The 2380-nt window shown below is 49.2% G+C and carries 1 rRNA gene; it reads right to left on the reverse strand.

Features of this window, described 5'->3' with window-relative positions:
• Nucleotides 1–2141, reverse strand: a 23S ribosomal RNA gene (locus tag HMPREF0721_RS11135); the annotation flags it as partial.
• Between the last annotated feature and the right edge of the window lie 239 nt (nucleotides 2142–2380).

Consider the following 2380-nt stretch of genomic DNA (forward strand, 5'->3'; position numbering starts at 1 on the left):
GCGGGTAACTCGCATCTTCACGAGTACTACAATTTCACCGGGTGTGTTGTCGAGACAGTGCTCAAATCGTTACGCCTTTCGTGCGGGTCAGAACTTACCTGACAAGGAATTTCGCTACCTTAGGACCGTTATAGTTACGGCCGCCGTTTACTGGGGCTTAAGTTCGCACCTTCGCTTGCGCTAAGCACTCCCCTTAACCTTCCAGCACCGGGCAGGCGTCAGCCCCTATACGTCATCTTGCGATTTAGCAGAGACCTGTGTTTTTGGTAAACAGTCGCTTGAGCCTCTTCACTGCGGCCCCTTCCGGGGCACTCCTTCTCCCGAAGTTACGGAGTATTTTTGCCGAGTTCCTTAACAACACTTCTCCCGCTCATCTTAGGATTCTCTCCCTGCCTACCTGTGTCGGTTTGCGGTACGGGTACCTCCTTACGCGATAGAAGTTTTTCTTGACAGTGTGAGTCTGCAGCTTCCCTACTTATTTTTCGTTCCCCATCACGCCTTGGCTTTTTGACAAAGGGGATTTGCCTCCCTTGCCGGCCTTGACGCTTGGCCCGGGTCAACCAACGCCCGGGTCTGCTTTCCCTCCTGTGTCACTCCTTCTCTTAATATAAGGCGGTAGTATCGGAATTTCAACCGATTGTCCATCACCTACGCCTTTCGGCCTTGGCTTAGGTCCCGACTTACCCTGAGCGGACGAGCCTTCCTCAGGAATCCTTGGGCTTCCGATGGTGAAGATTCTCACTTCACTTTCGCTACTCATGCCAACATTCTCTCTTCTCTTTCGTCCACCATCCCTTACGAAATGGCTTCGCCCTACAAGAGATTGCTCCCCTACCACTGTACTTGCGTACAATCCATTGCTTCGGTGGCCGATTTGAGCCCCGTTCATTTTCGGCGCACCACCACTCGACCAGTGAGCTATTACGCACTCTTTAAATGTGTGGCTGCTTCTAAGCCAACATCCTGGTTGTTTATGCGGTGACACATCCTTTCCCACTTAATCGGTACTTGGGGACCTTAGCAGATGGTCTGGGCTGTTTCCCTTTTGACAATGAAACTTATCTCCCACTGTCTGACTGCAAGCGATAACTGGACGGCATTCGGAGTTTGATATGGTTCGGTAAGCAGTTTGCTCCCTACCCAAGTCAGTGCTCTACCTCCGTCAGTCTTGCGCTTACGCTAGCCCTAAAGCTATTTCGGGGAGAACCAGCTATCTCCGTGTTCGATTGGAATTTCACCCCTATCCACAGGTCATCCAAGCCTTTTTCAACAGACACTGGTTCGGGCTTCCACGCAGTTTTACCTGCGCTTCACCCTGCCCATGGATAGATCACACGGTTTCGGGTCTACAGCATGCAACTTTCGCCCTCTTAAGACTCGGTTTCCCTGCGGCTCCGCACCTGAAGTGCTTAACCTTGCTCCATACCGTAACTCGTTGGCCCGTTCTACAAAAAGCACGCCGTCATCCGGTACTAAATTTTGTCTAACTTAGACTGCTTTTCGTTGGTATAACCGATATAGGTTCGGTCTTTCTCAACTGTTTGTAACAGATATACGTAGTACATTGGTCCTGCCTAAACAAAATTTAGTACCGGACTCCGACTGCTTGTAAGCATCAGGTTTCAGTTTCTTTTTCACTCCCCTTCCGGGGTTCTTTTCACCTTTCCCTCACGGTACTTTGCGCTATCGGTCACCGGTTAGTATTTAGCCTTGGAGGGTGGTCCCCCCATCTTCCCACAGGGTTTCTCGTGTCCCGTGGTACTCTTCGTTACTCCCACCAGCTTTATTTCGTCTACAGGGGTTTAACCTTCTCTGCCAGACCTTCCCAGATCTTTCGGCTATAAAGCTGATTTTTTCGTAACCGGGCTGTGCCTCGTTCGCTCGCCGCTACTTGAGGTATCGCGTTTGCTTTCTTTTCCTCCGGGTACTTAGATGTTTCAGTTCCCCGGGTTCCCTCCGTTATCCTATGAGTATTCTCTTTCAGATAACGGCGACTGATCTTCTATCAGCCGGGTTTCCCCATTCGGATATCCACGGCTCTCGGGCTTTTAAGCGCCTCCCCGTGGCTTTTCGCAGCTTAGCACGTCCTTCTTCGGCTTCCGGTGCCAAGGCATCCGCCTGATGCTCTTGTTCTCTTGATCCATTCATGATGATTCTTTTAGGATTACAGTTTTATCTCTTTTTCCTTTGATTCCTTGAATCTGTTGGAAAATGACTAAAACTGCATAAGCGATTCACACCAATCTTCACAGAAGATTGGGTTCTCTGCTTTTCATCTGGTTCTCGTAGCTTTCATCGTTCTTTCCTTATTTTTTAAGTTTGAACTTGAAATTGTGTTACTTTGGTTTGTAGTTTATGTTGTTTTCAATGACCTTATTTT

The sequence above is a fragment of the Pseudoramibacter alactolyticus ATCC 23263 genome (assembly GCF_000185505.1).
Lineage (GTDB): Bacteria > Bacillota > Clostridia > Eubacteriales > Eubacteriaceae > Pseudoramibacter > Pseudoramibacter alactolyticus.